This window comes from Streptomyces alkaliphilus (assembly GCF_014141535.1).
GTDB lineage: Bacteria > Actinomycetota > Actinomycetes > Streptomycetales > Streptomycetaceae > Streptomyces > Streptomyces alkaliphilus.
This window is the reverse complement of the sequence record NZ_VKHT01001570.1, coordinates 1-714: the sequence shown is the minus strand read 5'-3', so window position 1 is coordinate 714 and position 714 is coordinate 1. Positions and strand designations below refer to the sequence as shown.

Here is a 714-nt window from a genome sequence, read left to right as displayed (position 1 = left end):
CCTCCGCCCCGGCCGGCAGGCCCACCGACCGCAGGCGCACCCCGTACAGGTCGGCCCAGAAAGAGGGGACGGCGTCGTACGGTCGCGGGTCCCGGGGGTGGAGGAGGGTGTGGGCCGCCACGGCGGCCTGTTCGATCGCGTTGGTCCAGTGGCCGATCAGGACGGGGACGCCGTCGGCGAGGGGGTGCGGCGCCCGGGCCACGTCACCGGCCGCGGTGACCCCCGGCACGACGGTTCCGTCGGGGCGCAGGACCCGCAGGAAGGGGTCGCACCGCACGCCGCCGGCCCCGGTGACATCGAGGCCGGAGTCGGTGAGCCAGTCGGTGGCGGGGACCGCCCCGAGGGCGGCGACCACCGTGTCGACCGCCCGGGTGGTGCCGTCGGAGAGCGTGACGCGGTATCCCGCCCCGGCGTCGGGCTCCGCGCGCAGGTCGGTGACGGTGGTCCCGGTCCTCAGGTCCACGCCCGCCTCACGGTGCAGGCCGGCCACGAAGGCGCCCGCGACGGCGCCGACGACGCGCAGCAGCGGCTGCCCGGCGGCCTCCACCAGGGTGACCCGGCAGCCGCGGTCGCGGGCGGCGGCGGCGATCTCGCCGCCGAGGAACCCCGCACCGATCACCAGGACGTGACGTCCCGGCAGGAGAGCGGCCCGCAGGGTCCGCGCGTCGTCCCGGCCCCGCAGCGTGAGGACGGGCCGGGGGAGCGTCCGGGCGG

1 protein-coding gene is annotated in these 714 nt (G+C 78.6%); it reads right to left on the bottom strand.

All coding sequences use genetic code 11. The features are described from left to right. Positions 1 to 714, bottom strand: a 714-nt coding sequence (locus FNQ90_RS25730; RefSeq protein ID WP_182608502.1) for an NAD(P)/FAD-dependent oxidoreductase, incomplete at both ends; no start/stop codon positions are given.